The organism is Nocardia sp. NPDC020380, from assembly GCF_044386975.1.
Classification (GTDB): Bacteria; Actinomycetota; Actinomycetes; order Mycobacteriales; family Mycobacteriaceae; genus Nocardia.
Genome location: NZ_JBIRVQ010000012.1, coordinates 106,651 through 123,083, shown reverse-complemented (window position 1 = coordinate 123,083; position 16,433 = coordinate 106,651). Strand labels below are relative to the sequence as shown.

Below are 16,433 nucleotides of genomic sequence, written 5' to 3'. Positions count from 1 at the left end.
AGGTCGTCTGTCATCGCGTGTTCTCCCTCTCGGTGCCCGGCCGAACAAGGCATGTGAAAGCCCGTGAGCAAGGCAGGTGGTCGACGAGCCGGCATCTTCTCGCCGTCCTCACGGCTGGCTCTGATTCTCGTTGGTGAGCAACGGATTCCAGAGGCGGCACGCCAAGGCGCCGAAACGGGTCGGTTCCCCGGCGTCGGCGGACGCCTCGGTGAGCTGATGGAACCGCGGGGCGGGACCGAGAACATAACGCAGATACCGGTCGGTGTGTTCACCGAAACGGCCCGGACCGTCCTTGCCGCCGTCGAATTCGTGTTCGGCGGCGAGCAGCGCATCCTCGGGCGTAGCACCGGACAAACGGCGTTCGGCGTACGTGGCTGAAGCCGCCGGAGCGATCGGAAGCGCCTCGGACAATCCGAGATCACGCAGATCCACCAGATCTCGCAACAGGGTGCGCGCCAACGGCGCATTCGGCGACTTCAACGTGGACTGCCACGCGGGCCGATTCATCTTGCCGCGCCCGATGGTGACGGCCCGCCAACTCTGATGATCGCCGGTAGCGGCCAGCGCCAGCAGCCGCACCCACGCCGCCACCCGATGCTTGGGCGCCAGCCGCGAATAGGTAGTCCGCAACAACGCGTCATCGTGCACATCCGGCACCGTGCCGGTGAGGCGACGCCCGTCGCCGAGATCCACCGCGATATCGATCGTGCGGGCCGGGATTTCGTGCATGGGCTGTGCCACCCGGACCAGCCGGTCCACCGTGGACTCCACCTCGTCCAGCACCGCCGCACCCAGCCCGAACGGCGGCAGCGTGCCGCGCCGCCATTCGGCCGCGCGCAGCACATTCGGGTCGACGCCGGTGAGCCGCGCACCCAGCATGCGCTCGCCCATATTCCATTTGGTGAGCCCGTCGAGTTCGATGGGCAGCCGGTCGGCGATCTCCTCTTCTTCCTCGGGCACGCGAATGCCCAAGCGCTGCCACAGGAATGCGCGCACCGGATGCTCGGCAAAAGCGACCAGATCGGACAGTTCCACATCGCCACGCTCGGTAGCGGGCAACGGCGCGGCCAGGAAAGGTGGGCGCGGCTCGGGCGTACGCGCGGCGGCGAGGGCGCCGGCCAGCGCGACACTGTCGAAACTGAACGGTTTCTCGGCATCGAAGTTGCGGCGATCGAAGGGCTGCAACGGATGTCGCGTGATCACGCGGTCCATGGCGTCCGCACCCACATGCGCGCGCACCGTGTCGAGCACCTCGGCCAGCGGAATCGCGGGCGGGCGATGCGCACCGCTGACCGGATCGGATCCGGTGTGCAGCAATACCAATCGCTCCCCCGTCGCCATGATGGCATCCAGCAGCAGCTGCCGATCCTCACTGCGCGGATCCCGATCCCCCGGGCAGCGATGCCGCGCCAGCACATCGTCACCGTCCACGCCGCCGGCGCGCGGGAACACCTCGTCGTCGAGGCCGAGCAGCACCACCACCCGGTGCGGCACCGACCGCATCGGCACCATGGTGCACACGGTCAGCTCGCCGGTGCGGAAGTTGGCGCGCGAGGCCCGCCCCGACAGGCGCGCCGACAGCAGGGCCGCAATATCGCTGAGCCGCAAGGGCGTCTGCCCCGAGAACTCGAGTGCCGCCGCGAGCTCCCGCCGTGCCTGCACGCCCATCCAGCCCTGTGTCACGGGCACATCGGTGAGCAGATCGAGGGCGCGGCCCAGTACCGCCGCCCATTCGTCGGCGGGTCGTGCGGTGCCCGCCGGTTCGTCGAGGGTGGGCCCGCGCAGATCGCGCAGGCACACTGCGAGCCGGTCCACGAATTCCGCGAAGCGCCCGGCCACATCGATGTCATTGCTGTCCACATCGTCGAGTGGCAGCACCAGATCCAGCCAGTCCTCACTGGATTCGCCGGCGGCCACGCCGAGCAGAATGCGATCCACCGCGGCATTCAAGGTGTTCTGCGCGAAGTCGCCGAGGCCGAACGCCTGTCGCTGCCGCTGCCCGATCCCCCACCGCGCACCGGTTTCGGCGGCCCAGTCGCGCAACCGCTCGATATCGTCGTCGTCGAATCCGCAGCGCTGCCGAACCGGTTCGGCCGCACAGAGATCCAGCACTTCGGTGGCCGTCACCCGGCCGTCGGCGAGTTCCAGCAGCGTTGCGATCACGTCCAGCAGCGGGTTCACCGCGCGCTGTGCGCGGTCGGCCAGCCGCACCCGCAGCCCGTGTGCGGGATGCCCGGGTTCGGCGCCATCGAGGGACCACTGCCCGAAGGCGGCGCGCACCAAGGGCGCGTACCGCTCGACATCCGGGCACATGACCACGACATCGCGCGGTTCCAGGGTGGGGTCGGCGGCGAAGATCGCGAGCAGGCTGTCGCGCAGCACTTCCACCTGCCGCGCCGGACCGTGGCAGGAATGCACGGTGATACTGCCGTCTGCCAGCACCGATTCCGGCATGAGCGACCATCGGTCCTGCCGGATGGCGGCCTGCAACTCCGACAGCAGGGTGCGCGGGGCGACGGTGTCCGGGCGTGGGTGATAGGTGTCGATGTGGTCGTAGCCCGCCAGCCGTTGCTGCAGTTCCCGCACGTCCCGGCCCAGCGCTGCCAGTAGCGGATGCCGTACGCGCACACCGGAATTCGGGATGACCTCGGCGTCGGCCAGTTTGGTCCACAGGGCGGGACTGGGATGCACCAGCCACAGGTGTACCTGGCGGCCGACGGACAGTGCCGACAACACTTCCAACTGGTCGGTCGTCAATCGGGTGACGCCGAACAGCGAAATGCGCTCGGGCAGCGCCACTGCCGCGGGCTCGGCCCGCACGCGCGCACACGCGGCGGTGAGTCGTTCGGCCGGGCTCGCCACGCCGACGGCCGCGCGCAGTCGCCGCCACAGCAGCGGTTGCCAGCGCAGATCCTCGGGCAGTTCGTGTCCCGCGCCATCGGTGTCATTACCGGCCGCCCAGTCCGTAATCATGGCGGGGCGTTGCGCACCATAACTATCGAACAACGACGCAATCCGGGCAGCCGTCGCATACCGCCGCCCCACCCGATGGCCGCGCGGATCACCGTTGCCCAGATGCCTTGCCAGCACCCCGCTCCACGACTCGCCGAGCACCGAGTCCAGCACCGGCAGCAGCGTCCACACCGAACGCTCGGGCGCCCACGGATCCCGCTCCGGATCGATCCCGGTCGCCTCCGCCAGCACCGCCGACACCAGCGCCGCGGGATCGGCGAAATCGATATTGGCGGACACGCCGTCACCGTTCGCCCCCGCACCGAGCACCGAGGCCAGCCGCTGATTCAGCCAGCGCTCGATCCCCTTGGCCGGAACCGCGACCACTTCCGGAGTGAACGGATCACCGAGCGGGTCGGCGAGCAGCTCGGCCAGCGCGGCGGCGAGCGTGTCCGCTCGCTCGGCCCGGTGAATGTGCACGAGCTGTGTTTATACAGTTGGCGAACGACATGCAAACACCGAGCACTTCGGCTCGCCGGGTGACGCCCGCCACATGCCCGCGATTTGCTAGGGCGCGTCACTCTGAAATTCGCATGTGGTATGCGACAGTGCTTTTCGCGGGGCTCGCTTGTTGCTAGGAAAGGCTGGTTTGGGGTCCATGTCTGCGTCGGTGCTTCCCATGGTGCCCAGAGGCGGTTTCACCGTCCGCCGGGTCGGAGACCGGTGGGAGCTCGTCAACTCACGGCACTACGGCCGCGCGGTGGTACTCAAGTCCTGGCCACGCGATCGGCACACCGAAGCATTCGAACACTGCTATCGCCTCAACGGTCGCAGTATCGAGGAACTACGGGCCGCGTTCCGCTGATTCCGGGGTGCTGCGAATCCCGCTGGGACAGTGTCGATTCGATAACACACGACCACGCCGACCTCAAGACGTGCATATCGGGCACTTGCCTGTCTATTGTGATCCCTCGTGCGTTCCTCGATGGCCCGGCGCGTGGCCACCTCCGCAAGTGTCCTCGCCGCCACGGCGCTGATTCCCGCCGCTCCGGCCTTCGCGCCGATTGCCGGCGCCTTTCCGGTGCACACCCAGAGCACAATCGCCGGATTCGATGCCGACCTGAGCAATCGCATCGCCGCGGTCGACAACTATGTCGCCGGCCGGCCCGGTGTGACCGGTTATGTTGTGCGTGACCGCGTCACCGGCGGAATGTATCGAAATGCGAACGCCGACACCACGTTCTGGACCGCGTCCACCATCAAACTGGCAATCGCGGAGGATCTGCTGAACCGCGCTCGCGTCGGAGCCATCCAATTGGGCCCCGACGATCGCGCGCTCATGGAGTCCATGCTGGCAACCTCGAACGACGATGCCGCCGACGCGCTCTGGAACAAGTATTCCGGCATCGACCGCATGGCCTTCGAGAACGCCTTCCACGCCAACGGCATGACCGGGCTGACCCCGTACCCGCCCACCACCTCCGTCGAGCAGATGAAACTGTTCCCGGACTGGGGCTTCCAGAAGTGCGCCCCCGCCGACCTGGACCGGCTGATGGACAACGTCCTCAACCGCATGCACCCCGACGACAAGGCCTACCTGCTCGACCGCATGCGCAAGGTCGACACCAACCAACACTGGGGCGTCTGGGGCGCGGGCGCCTCCATGAGCCCCGGCCTGAAGAACGGCTGGTCCGACGAACAGGGCGGCTGGGTCGTCAACTCGGTCGGCTTCGCCGGCCCCGGCGAGCGCTACACCCTCGCCATCATGACCGACCAGGGCCCCAACGGCAGCTACACCGACGGCGAGGAGACCACCACCAAGGTCGCCCAGATGCTGTTCGCCGGCCGCTGATTCCGGTGTATCGGACAGGGCGGTCGCGCTAATCCCCGCTGCACGGCCGCCCATATTGTATTTTCGAAGAAACAACTGAACGTTCGGTCTCCGATTGGTCCTGATTGGTCGTCTCGCCGCACGTCCAACTACTCTTGGGCGTGATGTGCCGATATTCCCACCGTCTGGCTAGGAGCAGGGACTAGATGAACGCCGATAATTCCGTCGCACAACGCCACCGCGTAGTGGTGATCGGGTCCGGGTTCGGTGGACTGTTCGCCTGCAAGCACCTGCGCAAGGCCGATGTGGACATCACCCTCGTTTCCAAGACCTCCACACACCTGTTCCAGCCGCTGCTGTACCAGGTCGCCACCGGCATCCTCTCCGTCGGCGAGATCGCGCCCGCCACCCGCATCGTGCTGCGCAAGCAGAAGAACGTGCGGGTCATCATGGGTGAGGTCACCGATATCGACGTCGAGAACGGCACCGTCACCTCCCGGCTGCTCAACCAGGACTACTACACCCCGTTCGACAGCCTCATCGTGGCCGCGGGCGCGCAGCAGTCGTACTTCGGCAACGACCACTTCGCCACCTACGCCCCCGGCATGAAGACCATCGACGACGCGCTCGAACTACGCGCGCGCATCCTCGGCTCCTTCGAAGAGGCCGAACTGGCCACCGATCCCGAGACCCGCGATCGGTTCATGACCTTCGTGGTCGTGGGCGCGGGCCCCACCGGCGTCGAATTGGCCGGGCAGATCGCCGAACTCGCCGACCGCACCCTGGACGGCAGCTTCCGCAATATCGACACCCGCGACGCGCGCGTCATTCTCGTCGAGGGCGCGGGCGCGGTGCTGGCGCCGATGGGCCCCAAGCTCGGCACCAAGGCCAAGCAGCGGCTGGAGAAGATGGGCGTCGAGATCCAGCTCAATGCCATCGTCACCAATGTCGACGCGCGCGGCGTCACCATCAAGGACGCCAAGGACGGTTCCGAGCGGCGCATCGAATCCGCTTGCAAGGTCTGGTCGGCCGGTGTGCAGGCCAGCGAGCTGGGCAAGATCCTGGCCGAGAAGTCCAAGGGCACCGAGACCGATCGCGCCGGCCGCGTGATCGTCGAGCAGGACCTGACCATCAAGGGCTACCCGAACGTCTTCGTGGTCGGCGACCTGATGTCGGTGCCGGGCGTGCCCGGGCAGGCGCAGGGCGCGATCCAGGGCGGCACGTACGCGGCCAAGGCCATCAAGGACGGCATCGCCGGGCACAAGCCAGAGGAACGCAAGCCGTTCAAGTACTTCGACAAGGGCTCGATGGCCACGGTCTCCCGCTTCAATGCGGTGTGCCAGGTCGGCAAGCTCGAGTTCAGCGGTTTCATCGCCTGGCTGGCGTGGCTGGGCCTGCACCTGTGGTACCTGGTCGGCTTCCGCTCGCGCTTCGTGACCGTGCTGGAGTGGTTCGTGTCCTTCCTGGGCCGGCACCGCGGCCAGATGGCGGCCACCGAGCAGTGGGTGTTCGCGCGGCTCGCGCTGGAGGCGCTGGACGATCCGGACGAAGCGCGCCAGCTCGCCAAGCAGATCGGCAGCGAATCCTCTTCGGGGAACGGCAAATCCGTGGCGAACGAAAAACCGGGCAGTTCCACCGAACAGCGCGCGGGCTGACCCGCACCGATCCCCTAACGACACCCATGCTCTGACCCCGGTCCGGTCCAACGGTTGACCCGACCAATCCGGCACACCGACCGGATCCGAATGTTCGACATCCGTTGACATTCGAGAGAAAGGTCATTCATGGGCAAATGCCAACCGGTCGATCGGTTTTCGCCCCGGCGGCGCATCGGGTCCCTCGCGGTCGCCGGTGCGTTGCCGCTGGTCGCAGCGCTCGCCAGTGCGGGAACCGCTGCCGCGGAACCGGTCACCAGCGATGAGGGCCAGCAGCAGCCGGCCGTCGTCGAGAACCAGCCCGGCCCGAATCAGCAGCCGGGCCAGCAGCAGCCGATGGTCGTGCAGACGCCCTTCGGCGACCTGAACGTCCCCGTCCCGTCGAACATGACCAACGGGGTGACGTCCTACCTCGGCGCGACCGCCGCCGACGCGACTCCCATGGCCGACGCCACCGATGTGAGCACCGTGCAGGTGCCGCTCACCCACGTCGCCCGCAACTCGACCGTCGGCGTGCGCGATATTCCGAACGCGCCCCTCGCCCCGGTCGATGTGAAGGCGCTGCACGCGCCCGACCCGATGTCGGTCCCGGACGTGGCGCCCATCGCCGCGCCCGAGGGCAAGCTGCGCTTCGGCGACACCCAGGTCGACATCCCGAATTTCCTCACCCCCGATCAGGCTTCGAAGGTCAACGCGCTCTCCGCGGGCGCGGAGGCCGAGGTCGCCCGCACCCTCGACTCGGCGGGCTTCCAGCCGAGCCGTTCGGATCGCATTGCCGCGACCACCATCGGCACCGCCGCCCAGGGCGCGGCCATCGGCGTCGGGGCCGCGGCCCCGCTCGAGGTGGCCGGCGCGCTCATGGGCGGCTTCGTCGGCGCCATGGCGGGCACGCCGTTCGCACCGGCCGGCTGGGTCTTCGGGCCGGCCGTCGGCGCCAGCGCGGCCGTCGGGCTCATCGGCGGCGCCGCGGGCACCATCGGCGCCGGCATCGGCGCGGCAGTGGGCGCGGCGAACGGAGTCATGGCTCCGGCCACTCCGGGCGCACCGGGCGGAGCAGCCAACGCCGGCTGATCCAGATGGCAGCTACGGCTGGGTGATTCACGATCTGCCGGGGCCGGGACTCCTCACCAGGGGTTCCGGCCTCGGTCGTCTACGGGGAAGATCACGAGGCTAATCTTCGGCAATTTCAATGCAATTCGGTCTTCCGGGACAGGACCCATCCAGCTGACCGACGGGTCCGAATGTCGGGCGTCGAATGTTCCCCGGAAGAAAGGCCCTCTATGGCCGCAGGTAAGCACCGAGCCCTCAACCCACATCGCAACAAAGTCGGCAATGTGGTTGCGGCGGGCGCCGTTCCGCTAGTCTTGGCGATCATCGGACAAGGCACCGCCAATGCCGCTCCGGCAGACGCGAATCCGGTGACGCAGCACGACGACGCACCTCAGCAGCAGTGGCCCGCTGCGGGTGCACCCAATGTGAATCCCTACGAGGGCCTGCACATTCCGGGCAACACCGACAGTTCCATCCAATGGTCGCGTCCCGCCCCGGACAAGAAGTACCTGGCACCCGTCGGCGCGCTGCATGCGCCGCTGCCGGTGCCGGCCGTGCCCCCGATCGCCCCGCCGCCCGGTCAGTTCCGGTTCGGCGATGTGTCGGTCCCGGCACCGGACTGGATCAACAAGGAACAAGCGATCCAGATCAATGACAATTCCGCTCAGGTCGAGGCGAATCTCGCCACCTTCCTCGACTCGGTCGGAATGGAGCGCAGCCGGTCCGACCGCATCGCGGGTCAGACCATCGGCACCGCGGCCATGGGCGCGGTCGCCGGCGCCGCCACGGCGGCCCCGATCGAGCTCACCTCGGCCGCCGTCGGCGGCATCCTGGGCCTGGTCGTCGGCGCCGGATTCGTGCCGGTCGGACTGGTCGCCGGTCCGGCACTGGGAGCGGCCATGGGTGCGGGCGTCATCGCCGTGCCCGCAGCCATCGCCGGAGCCGCGGTCGGTGCGGCCGTCGGTGCGGTGAACGCCTTCAACGCGCCACCGCGCGTCGTCGGCGACTAGATAACCGCTGCCCGGCAGCAGTTTTCGCCGAAAGTTCGTCGTGTGACGGGAACCGGGGGTGAGAGCCGGTTCCCGTCACTCGAGCGGTTTACGGCCCGATATCGGACCCCATACGCCGATCAGCGCCACCATCACCAGCAGCGCCACGGTGATCACCGCGAACACCGGGCCCGAACCGTGCCGATTCAGCAACGGCAGCAACAGGAACGGCTGCACCGCGGTACTCAGCTTCGACATCGCGTAGGTCGCACCCGAGGCGGTACCGCGCACGCTCGCCGGGAACGACTCCGGCAGATACGTGTGGATCGCATTGGAGAACACATTGCTGGCCATGGTGAACAGGCCGCCGGAGAGCAGGATGAGCGGCACCGAGCTCGCCACCCCGAACACCAAGCCGAACACGGCCATCAGCGCCGCGCTGCCCATCACCAGATACTTGCGCTCGACGCGTTCCATGAGCGGCACCGCCAGCAGCGAACCGAGCGGATAGCCCAGATACGTGACGGCCAGATAGCTCAGCGAGTTCACCACCGTGAACCCCTTGCTCTGCAACACCAGTACGGCCAGCGTGCCGAAACCGTAGTAGCCGAACACCTGCAGGATCATCACCACCGAGAACAAGGTGGTGCGACCGCGGAAGGGCCGCCGCAGGATCTCCGCGAACGGCACCCGCTGCGGGCGCTGCTCGCGATGCGCCAGCCACTGTTCCGATTCCGGCATCTGCCGCCGCGCCACGACCACCAGGGCCGCACCCAGACCGCCGAGCACGAACAGCCAGCGCCAGCCCGTCACCCCGAACGGATGCAACGGCACCAGCCAGCGCGCCAGGAATCCGACCGCCGGCACCGCGAGGAAACCGATCGTGTACGCGATGGCGATCATCCGGCCGCGCACCTTGGCGGGCATCATCTCCGACAGGTAGGTGTCGGACAGCGTCATCTCCGCGCCGATGCCCAGACCCGCCAGGAACCGCGTCACCATCAGGAACCAGACATTCGGGCTGAACGCGCCCAGCAGCGTGAATCCCGCGTACACAGCGATATTCACCATGTACATTCGCCGGCGCCCGTACACATCCGACAACCGGCCCAGCACCAGCGCGCCCAGGAACTGGCCCACGAACGCCGAGGCGAGAATGCCGCTCAGCTCGTAGGTGGACAGGTGCAGCTGCTGCTTGAGCACGCCGGTGATCGTTCCGGCCAGGAACAACTCGTAGAGGTCGAAGAACAACCCCATCCCGACCAGCGCGACGAGCCGGTAGTGCGCCCGGCCCAGCGGTTGTTCGTGCAGCGGTATCGCCGCGACGGGGCCTGTCCCCCGCACCTCACCATGCATCGACATCGACGGCAATTCCTTCACTCACTCATGACACCAACCACCCGGTTACGAAACCGTAAGACCCGCACCGGCTATTCCGCCTTATTTCCCACACCGTGGAATCGGCACACCCCATCGACGACCGCCTCGACGAAGCTCGCGTCGAAATCCCTGCCGGCCAGCAGCTTCCGGAAGACGAGGGGTCCGGCCAGCTGATCGATGACCAGGTCGATATCGGTGCCCGGCGGCAGGTCGCCACGGGTGCGGGCCGTGTCGAGAAGGGACCGGAAGCCACCCGAACCGGCCTCATAGAGCGCCTTTTTCAGCTGTGCGAAGGCCGGATCCCTGGTCACCCGGTTCGGCCCGCGTCCGGCCCTGGCGGTGGGCGCGGTCGCCCTCGCGGCCGGATTGGGCTGGCTCTCACGTCTCGGCGGCACCACCACCTTCCTGAGCGGACTGGCAGGTCCACTCTTACTCACCGGTGCAGGCGTCGGCCTGTCGTTCGTACCTTTGACACTGGCCGCGGTCGTGCGCACCGACGAGGCCACTTCCGGGATCTCCTCCGCAGTGATCAATACCTGCCAACAGGTCGGCAGCAGTCTGGGATTGGCCGTCTTCGGCACCATCGCCGCCACCGCCACCCGCCATCGCGGCGGCGGCATGGCCGAATCGCTGGCACACGGCTACGGCGTCGCCTATCTCATTGCCGCGCTGAGCGTGCTCGCCGCCGGCGCCATCGCAGTCCTGACCGTCCGGGAGGCATCCGATCCGTCCGGCTCCCCCGCACTCGCCTGAATCGAGGAACCACAGCCGGAGCCGCGAATATCGGCGGCGCCTGCGGCGGAATGAATCACACGCGCAGCAGGCTCGCGGTGCGGGTGAACAGCGTCCCGCCGGCCGCCAGCGGCAATAGGGCCGCATCCATTCCCTGCGTCGCGGCGGGGCGATCATCGGGGTAGGTCAGGATGCTTTCCAGCGCACGGGGAGCGGTCAGGGCGTCGTCGGTGATCGCCTCGCCGCCGAGTTCCAGGCAGTGCCGGAGCAAGGGAGTGTCGCCGATATCGGCGGTCAGCTCGCCACTCCAGAAGCCGTGGTCCTCACCGGTCCGGCCGATCTGAATCCGTTCGCGCAGGCGCAGTTTCGCGCCTTCCGCCAGCTGGACCGTCGTGAGCGTCTCGTGCTCCGCACCGCCCGCGACCACGGTCGGCTCCGGATCGAAATCCAGTTCACCGCCCGCCGCCACCTCGAAATGCCAGTGCGCGAACGACTTCGGCGTACCACGCCCGGGCAGGGCGATGGTGGCGGCCACCGAACGCACGTTCAGGCGCGCGCCGGGACCCACCGTGATCACGATATCGAGCTCGTCGCCACCCAATGGTGTGGCGGCCGTGCCGATGAAATGCACCGTGTCGATCCCGGTGCGGCGCGCCGACAGGCCGCCGACCGCGTGAATCCGCGGCAGCGACCCGGCGACGGCTTCGATCCGAACTTCAGTGCGCATTCACTGCCTCAGTGCGCAATGCCCGCGGCCGCATCGTGTTCGGCGGCGTGCTTCAGCTGCTCGCGCACCCAGTTCAGTACCGGCGTGGCGGCCGGATCCTCGGTGAGCGAGGTGAACACGAAGGGGCGGCCCTCGCGCACCTTGGTCGAATCCCGGTCCATCACCGACAGATCCGCGCCGACCATGGGTGCGAGATCGGTCTTGTTGATGACCAGCAGATCCGAATAGGTGACGCCGGGTCCGCCCTTGCGCGGCACCTTGTCGCCGCCGGCCACGTCCACCACGAAGATCTGGGCGTCGATCAGGCCGGAGGAGAAGGTGGCGGTCAGATTGTCGCCGCCGGACTCCACCAGGATCAGATCCAGGGGCGGGTTCGCCTCGATCAGGTCGTCGATGGCGTCCAGATTCGCGGTGATGTCGTCGCGGATGGCGGTGTGCGGGCAGCCGCCGGTCTGGACCGCGGTGATGCGCTCGTCCGGCAGGACGGCGTGGCGGCGCAGGAAGTCGGCGTCCTCGGTGGTGTAGATGTCGTTGGTCAGCACGGCCAGCGACAGCTCATCGCGCAGTTGCCGGCACAGGGCGGCCACCAGCGCGGTCTTGCCCGACCCGACCGGTCCGCCGACGCCGATGCGCACCGGCTCTCCTGGGGTGCGTTCCCGCTTGGGACGGTCATGGCTGTGATCGTGCGGTTCCCCGTCGATCAGGTGTGGTGGCATGTTCGCTCCTTTCGGTAACCATCCTTGCCCACGTACGTAAACCGGGTGTTACCTGGTCGGCATACTTGTCAGGGCGCCGGCCACGACCGAGGCGACGATTCCGTTCACTTCCTCGGGGGTGGGAGTGTGTGTGCGGTCGGCGAAGAGCAGGTGGCCGGAGCCGATGAGGGTGTGTGCGAGGGCGTCGATATCGGCGTCGGCGGTGAGCCTGCCGCGTCCGCGTTCGTCCTCCAGATAGGTCGCGATCATGGCCGTGGCCTCGGACAACAGCGGGACGCCCCGCGGCCAGGTCTGCCGTAGTCGCGCGCGTAGTTCGTCGCGGAAGGTGACGAGGCTGACCACCGCCACGGCCACGGTTTCGAAGATCGCGGTCAGTCCCACCCCGAGATTGCCGACGACCGTGCCGGTTCCGGCGGTCGCGCGCAGCGCGGGCACCTGTCCTTCGATCCGGGCGGCCCGATCCAGCACCAGTTCGGCGAGGAAGTCGTCGAAATCGGTGAAGTGCCGGTGCAGTACGCCTTTCGCGCACCCCGCCTCGGCGGTGACCCCGCGGCTGGTCAAGGCGCTCGGCCCGTCCCGCAACAGGATCCGCTCGGCGGCGGCGAACAACTGCTGGCGTGGATCGCGAATGGCTACCCCGGTCGGCACGCACGACTCCTTCTCGATCGGCCGCCCACCCTTGCCGAGTGGGCGCACGCCCACTTAGAGTGGGCGCATGGTCACTCTACCTCCGGAGCCAGCCCGCCCCGACACCCCCGAACCCCATCGCTACCGGCAGATGGCCGAATCCTTCGGCGTCGACTCCGCCCGCTACGACCGCACCCGCCAGCCCTACCCCGAGGCCCTCATCAAGCGCATCGCCGCCGCGAGCCCCGGCCCCGGCCCCGAAATCCTCGACGTCGGCTGCGGCACCGGCATCGCCGCCCGCCAGTTCCGCACCGAAGGCTGCACCGTCCTCGGCGTCGAACCCGACCCCCGCATGGCCGATTTCGCCCGCAACACCGGAATCCCCGTCGAGACAGCCACTTTCGAAACCTGGGACCCCGCCACCCGCACCTTCGACGCCGTCATCGCCGGAACCGCCTGGCACTGGGTCGATCCCGACCAGGGCATCCCCAAACTCGCAAAGCTCCTGCGCCCCAACGGCCGCTTCGCCGCCTTCTGGCACATCTTCGAACCCCCCGCCGCCGTCCAGGAGGTCATAACCGCCGCCTTCCGCCGAGTCCTGGCCGACCAAACCCCACCCGACGCAACCGCCGTCCTCCGCGGCGCCGGCTCAGCCCGCCACGCCTACGACACCTTCGTCACCAGAGTCGCCGACCAACTCCGAGCCACCGGCCAGTTCACTGAACCCGAAGAATGGCGCCACACCTGGCAACGCCCCTACACCCGAGACGAATACCTCGACCAAATCCCCACCATGGGCGCCTTCACCCGCCTCCAACCCACCCAACTCGAGCAACTCCTCACCGCCGCAGGCAAAGCCATCGACCAACAAGGCGGCACCTTCACCATGGACTACACCACCCTGGCAATTACAGCCGCCCGCAATCACGAGTAATGCTTCAAGCATTACTGATATGCTTCGCGGCATGGCCGAGAATAAGACCACGATCACCACTCGCCCTGCCACCCGGGATGAGCTACAGACGCTCGCGAAGCCCAACGAGTCTCTCGATGCGGTGATCAACCGTCTCATCGGCCACTACAAGTCGTCACAGAGCCGTAACCGCCTGGCGTGGGAGAACCGCATCGCAGCAGATCGACAGAATGCGAGCGCGGTCGCGTGGGCCGAGCGCCAGGCCGACCGGCTCGAGGAACGACTCGCACAGCGACAGGCGGCACACGAGTGAGCGCCGGATATGTACTCGACGACACCGTCATTCACGCCCACGCCTTCGGCGATCCGAACGTCTCCAACCTCATCGCGGTTCTCGACAGCCGCGACATTCGGATCGCGGTACCCGCGCTGCCACTCGCGAGCAGTCTGATCGGACTGTCCGACGATCAGCGAGCCCAGGTCAACGGCCTGGTCGACAATCTCGATGCCATCCAGATCGCAGCGTTGGCCAGCACCGACGATGCAAACGAACTGGCCGAGGTCGCCGCCTCGGGCACCGAACCCATCGACCTGCCCGCCGCCCATACCGTCGCGGTGGCTCGCTATCTCGACTGGGAGATCATCACAATCGACCGGTCACGGTGGACGGAGGTCGAACAGCGACTGCCGTTCCGCGTAAGCATCGTCGAATTCACCGACGATTGAGCAGCGGTTCGCCGTCGTAGTTCGACGAATCCCAGCATCGTCACGAGGCGAAGAGGGGCATTTCTCGGGTGAGGTGGCGTTCGGCGAGGACGTCTTGGAGTGGGTCGGATAGGGCGGCTAGGGCTTTTGTTGCTTGCCGGGCTGTGCGGTCGCAGACTTCGGTCAGGCGGATGGTGCAGGCGGCTACTGCGGCCGGGTCGAGGGCCAGGAGGCGTTGGGCTGCGGTGGCTGCGCCGGTCATGGTGGTGTAGACGACTACTCCGGCGATTTCTTCCGGGGAGGCGCCGGCGGTGGCGCCGACCATGCCGAAGACGGTGGAGAGGTGGGGGCGGGGGGCGATTTCGGGCCAGTGGGCTTGGGGCCAGACCTGTTTGGCGAGGCGGAGGAGGCCGCGGCCTTGGGCGCGGGAGGCGGCGCGGGCCGCGGGTGCGGGGGTGCGGGCGTCGGCTTCGAGGTCGGCGCGGGCCGGGTCGAGGGTGCCGGCGCAGACGGCGGCGGCCAGGGAGGCGGCGACCGCGCCCGAGGTGCGGATGCGGCGGCGGAGGTAGAGCTCGACGCTTGCGACGTCGCGGATCAGGCCGGAGCTGATGGCCTCTTCGACGCCGCCGGAGTGGACGTGGCCGCCGATGGGCAAGCGGGAGTCCGCCAGGGTGAGCAGGGTGGCGAGGCTCATCGCTGAATGTCCGGGTAGTGCATCGGACGATCCTATGCGCAGCCTCGAACACCCGTGCAGCGCCCCGAGCGCCGGCTTGACCTGAACCTTGCTCGAGGTTGCAGGCTGGACTCCGACCACGTGATCGAGATCAGGAGTCCCCTTGCACGCCATCCGTCTTCACGAGTTCGGCCCGGCCGAGAACCTTCGCTACGACACCGTCCCCGACCCGGAGCCCGGCCCCGGGCAGGTCCGCATTCGCGTCGCCGCGGCCGGCGTCCACCTGATCGACACCGTCCAACGCCAGGGCCGCACCGAAGGACCCATGGTCCTCCCCTCCCTGCCATCCATCCCCGGCCGCGAGATCGCGGGCACCGTCGACCGCGTCGGCCCCGACACCGACGAATCCTGGCTCGGCCGAGCAGTAGTCGCCCATATCGGCATGGCCCCCGGCGGCTACGCCGAACTCACGGTCACCGAAGCCGAACGCCTGCACCCGATCCCGGCCGGCCTCGACCCCGCCGCGGCGGTAGCCATGATCGGCACCGGCCGCACCACCCTCGGCATCCTGGCCTTCACCGACATCACCCCCGACACGGTCGCCGTGGTCACCTCCGCCGCAGGCGGCATCGGCACCCTGCTGGTCCAGTACCTGAAGTTCTTGGGCGCCACCGTGATCGGACTCTCCGGCAGCCCGGAGAAAGCCGAGCAGGTAGCCCGCAACGGCGCCGATCTCTCCCTCGACTACCACGCCTCCGAGTGGCCCGACCAGATCCGCGCGACCTACGGCGACCGCCCCGCCACGATCCTGTTCGACGGCGTGGGCGGCAAAACCGCCCGCGCGGCCTTCGACCTACTCGCCCCCGGCGGCATCCGCCTGATCTACGGCTGGTCCGACTCCCCCATCGAAATCACCGAGGCCGAGCACGCCGAACGCCACGTCACCTCCCAGGTCGTCCTCGGCCCCAAGATGCTCGAACTGGGCGGCGGCCTGCGCACCCTGGAAACCCGGGCCCTGGCCGAAGCCGCGACAGGCCGCCTGCGCCCCGCCGTGCATCCCTTCCCGCTCTCCGAGGCCGCTATCGCGCACCACGCTCTCGAATCAGGCGCCACGACGGGCAAGGTCGTACTCGTCCCGTGAGGATCCCAATTGCCGCTACTCGTCGCCCCATCCGCAGGTGACGTTGCCGTTTCCGTCGTCCTGGCAGACGGTTCCCGAGGCGCAGGGCCGGACTATCCATTCGCCGTTGGAGCAGGTGGCGTAGTTCTGCGAATCCCAGCAGACGTCCGTCACCTCCGAGCTGTCACACGAACCACCGTCATGGACGCCGATGTCGTTCTCGGCATCGGCGGCGTCGGCGGCTGTCGCGGTTTTGGTCTCTTCGGTCATTGAAGAACTCCTTCCACCGGTGCGAGCTGTCCGTCCAGTGAAGCAGCCGCCGCCTTTGCGAAGGCGGGTAATGACATTGCAAGCGTTGCGAAT

General features: G+C 67.9%; 18 protein-coding genes. 10 read left to right on the top strand and 8 right to left on the bottom strand.

Annotated elements, in window-relative coordinates; translation table 11 throughout:
• Window positions 1-108: 108 nt before the first annotated feature.
• Window positions 109-3,432 carry an exodeoxyribonuclease V subunit gamma gene (gene recC / locus ACH438_RS31265; RefSeq protein ID WP_397011723.1) on the bottom strand — a complete coding sequence of 1,108 codons (3,324 nt, stop codon included), beginning with the start codon at window positions 3,430-3,432 and terminating at the stop codon, window positions 109-111.
• 199 nt (window positions 3,433-3,631) lie between these two features.
• Between recC and ACH438_RS31260 the strand changes: the two genes are divergently transcribed.
• From ACH438_RS31260 to ACH438_RS31240, 5 genes are all read left to right on the top strand, one after another.
• On the top strand, window positions 3,632-3,817 hold the full coding sequence (locus tag ACH438_RS31260) for a hypothetical protein (RefSeq protein ID WP_397011721.1): 186 nt from the start codon (window positions 3,632-3,634) through the stop codon (window positions 3,815-3,817).
• 108 nt (window positions 3,818-3,925) lie between these two features.
• On the top strand, window positions 3,926-4,804 hold the full coding sequence (locus ACH438_RS31255) for a tat pathway signal sequence (protein WP_397011719.1): 879 nt from the start codon (window positions 3,926-3,928) through the stop codon (window positions 4,802-4,804).
• Window positions 4,805-4,989: 185 nt separating this feature from the next.
• Window positions 4,990-6,438, top strand: a complete 1,449-nt coding sequence (locus tag ACH438_RS31250) for an NAD(P)/FAD-dependent oxidoreductase (protein WP_397011717.1) — start codon at window positions 4,990-4,992, stop codon at window positions 6,436-6,438.
• A 129-nt stretch (window positions 6,439-6,567) separates the two neighbouring features.
• Window positions 6,568-7,509: a hypothetical protein gene (locus tag ACH438_RS31245; protein WP_397011715.1), complete on the top strand. Its 942-nt coding sequence runs from the start codon at window positions 6,568-6,570 to the stop codon at window positions 7,507-7,509.
• A 209-nt stretch (window positions 7,510-7,718) separates the two neighbouring features.
• On the top strand, window positions 7,719-8,498 hold the full coding sequence (locus ACH438_RS31240) for a hypothetical protein (protein ID WP_397011713.1): 780 nt from the start codon (window positions 7,719-7,721) through the stop codon (window positions 8,496-8,498).
• Between the two features lie 75 nt (window positions 8,499-8,573).
• On the opposite strand, the gene ACH438_RS31235 is transcribed toward ACH438_RS31240, so the two are convergent.
• A complete protein-coding gene (locus tag ACH438_RS31235) occupies window positions 8,574-9,839 on the bottom strand; it encodes an MFS transporter (RefSeq protein ID WP_397011711.1) in 1,266 nt (421 codons plus the stop codon).
• A gap of 68 nt (window positions 9,840-9,907) precedes the next feature.
• On the bottom strand, window positions 9,908-10,168 hold the full coding sequence (locus ACH438_RS31230; RefSeq protein ID WP_397011709.1) for a TetR-like C-terminal domain-containing protein: 261 nt from the start codon (window positions 10,166-10,168) through the stop codon (window positions 9,908-9,910).
• Between the two features lie 28 nt (window positions 10,169-10,196).
• Between ACH438_RS31230 and ACH438_RS31225 the strand changes: the two genes are divergently transcribed.
• A complete protein-coding gene (locus ACH438_RS31225) occupies window positions 10,197-10,610 on the top strand; it encodes a hypothetical protein (RefSeq protein WP_397011707.1) in 414 nt (137 codons plus the stop codon).
• Between the two features lie 55 nt (window positions 10,611-10,665).
• On the opposite strand, the gene ACH438_RS31220 is transcribed toward ACH438_RS31225, so the two are convergent.
• The 3 genes from ACH438_RS31220 to ACH438_RS31210 are packed head-to-tail and all read right to left on the bottom strand — an operon-like array spanning window position 10,666 to window position 12,680.
• A complete protein-coding gene (locus ACH438_RS31220) occupies window positions 10,666-11,316 on the bottom strand; it encodes an urease accessory protein UreD (protein ID WP_397011705.1) in 651 nt (216 codons plus the stop codon).
• 8 nt (window positions 11,317-11,324) lie between these two features.
• Window positions 11,325-12,032, bottom strand: coding sequence for an urease accessory protein UreG (gene ureG / locus ACH438_RS31215; protein ID WP_397011703.1), 708 nt, complete (start codon window positions 12,030-12,032; stop codon window positions 11,325-11,327).
• A gap of 48 nt (window positions 12,033-12,080) precedes the next feature.
• Window positions 12,081-12,680, bottom strand: coding sequence for a TetR/AcrR family transcriptional regulator (locus ACH438_RS31210; protein ID WP_397011701.1), 600 nt, complete (start codon window positions 12,678-12,680; stop codon window positions 12,081-12,083).
• Window positions 12,681-12,747: 67 nt separating this feature from the next.
• Here ACH438_RS31210 and ACH438_RS31205 point away from each other — a divergent pair, with 67 nt between their 5' ends.
• From ACH438_RS31205 to ACH438_RS31195, 3 genes are read left to right on the top strand one after another with little or no spacing between them, the layout of a single operon-like run.
• Window positions 12,748-13,593: a class I SAM-dependent methyltransferase gene (locus ACH438_RS31205; RefSeq protein WP_397011699.1), complete on the top strand. Its 846-nt coding sequence runs from the start codon at window positions 12,748-12,750 to the stop codon at window positions 13,591-13,593.
• 31 nt (window positions 13,594-13,624) lie between these two features.
• Window positions 13,625-13,885, top strand: a complete 261-nt coding sequence (locus ACH438_RS31200; protein ID WP_397011697.1) for a hypothetical protein — start codon at window positions 13,625-13,627, stop codon at window positions 13,883-13,885.
• Window positions 13,882-14,298 carry a hypothetical protein gene (locus ACH438_RS31195; protein WP_397011695.1) on the top strand — a complete coding sequence of 139 codons (417 nt, stop codon included), beginning with the start codon at window positions 13,882-13,884 and terminating at the stop codon, window positions 14,296-14,298. Before ACH438_RS31200 ends, ACH438_RS31195 begins: the two co-directional genes overlap by 4 nt.
• A 40-nt stretch (window positions 14,299-14,338) precedes the next feature.
• Here the strand turns inward: ACH438_RS31195 and ACH438_RS31190 are convergent, their stop codons facing one another.
• Window positions 14,339-14,971, bottom strand: a complete 633-nt coding sequence (locus tag ACH438_RS31190) for an urease accessory protein UreF (protein ID WP_397011693.1) — start codon at window positions 14,969-14,971, stop codon at window positions 14,339-14,341.
• Between the two features lie 142 nt (window positions 14,972-15,113).
• On the opposite strand from ACH438_RS31190, the gene ACH438_RS31185 reads away from it, so the two are divergent.
• Window positions 15,114-16,091 (top strand): zinc-binding dehydrogenase, encoded by a 978-nt coding sequence (locus ACH438_RS31185; RefSeq protein ID WP_397011691.1) that lies wholly within the window; start codon window positions 15,114-15,116, stop codon window positions 16,089-16,091.
• A gap of 15 nt (window positions 16,092-16,106) precedes the next feature.
• On the opposite strand, the gene ACH438_RS31180 is transcribed toward ACH438_RS31185, so the two are convergent.
• Window positions 16,107-16,340, bottom strand: coding sequence for a hypothetical protein (locus ACH438_RS31180; protein ID WP_397011689.1), 234 nt, complete (start codon window positions 16,338-16,340; stop codon window positions 16,107-16,109).
• Window positions 16,341-16,433 lie beyond the last annotated feature (93 nt).

Bases quoted from the DNA above. Each gene is read 5' to 3' on its own strand.
- ACH438_RS31260 (WP_397011721.1), top strand. From the start codon at position 3,632: ATGGTGCCCAGAGGCGGTTTCACCGTCCGCCGGGTCGGAGACCGGTGG.
- ACH438_RS31250 (WP_397011717.1), top strand. From the start codon at position 4,990: ATGAACGCCGATAATTCCGTCGCACAACGCCACCGCGTAGTGGTGATC.
- ACH438_RS31245 (WP_397011715.1), top strand. From the start codon at position 6,568: ATGGGCAAATGCCAACCGGTCGATCGGTTTTCGCCCCGGCGGCGCATC.
- ACH438_RS31240 (WP_397011713.1), top strand. From the start codon at position 7,719: ATGGCCGCAGGTAAGCACCGAGCCCTCAACCCACATCGCAACAAAGTC.
- ACH438_RS31235 (WP_397011711.1), bottom strand. From the start codon at position 9,839: ATGTCGATGCATGGTGAGGTGCGGGGGACAGGCCCCGTCGCGGCGATA.
- ACH438_RS31220 (WP_397011705.1), bottom strand. From the start codon at position 11,316: ATGCGCACTGAAGTTCGGATCGAAGCCGTCGCCGGGTCGCTGCCGCGG.
- ureG (WP_397011703.1), bottom strand. From the start codon at position 12,032: ATGCCACCACACCTGATCGACGGGGAACCGCACGATCACAGCCATGAC.
- ACH438_RS31205 (WP_397011699.1), top strand. From the start codon at position 12,748: ATGGTCACTCTACCTCCGGAGCCAGCCCGCCCCGACACCCCCGAACCC.
- ACH438_RS31200 (WP_397011697.1), top strand. From the start codon at position 13,625: ATGGCCGAGAATAAGACCACGATCACCACTCGCCCTGCCACCCGGGAT.
- ACH438_RS31190 (WP_397011693.1), bottom strand. From the start codon at position 14,971: ATGAGCCTCGCCACCCTGCTCACCCTGGCGGACTCCCGCTTGCCCATC.
- ACH438_RS31180 (WP_397011689.1), bottom strand. From the start codon at position 16,340: ATGACCGAAGAGACCAAAACCGCGACAGCCGCCGACGCCGCCGATGCC.